The 289-nt window shown below is 52.9% G+C and carries 1 rRNA gene; it reads left to right on the forward strand.

The window, feature by feature from the left end:
• A 16S ribosomal RNA gene (locus GTP77_RS29980) occupies positions 1-289 on the forward strand; the annotation flags it as partial.

The raw sequence follows: 289 nt of genomic DNA on the forward strand, positions 1-289 counted from the left end.
CCTGGGGAGTACGGTCGCAAGATTAAAACTCAAAGGAATTGACGGGGACCCGCACAAGCGGTGGATGATGTGGATTAATTCGATGCAACGCGAAAAACCTTACCTACCCTTGACATGGAAGGAATCCCCGAGAGATTGGGGAGTGCCCGAAAGGGAACCTTCACACAGGTGCTGCATGGCTGTCGTCAGCTCGTGTCGTGAGATGTTGGGTTAAGTCCCGCAACGAGCGCAACCCTTGTCATTAGTTGCTACGAAAGGGCACTCTAATGAGACTGCCGGTGACAAACCG

The sequence above is a fragment of the Pseudoduganella aquatica genome, from assembly GCF_009857595.1.
GTDB lineage: Bacteria > Pseudomonadota > Gammaproteobacteria > Burkholderiales > Burkholderiaceae_D > Rugamonas > Rugamonas aquatica_A.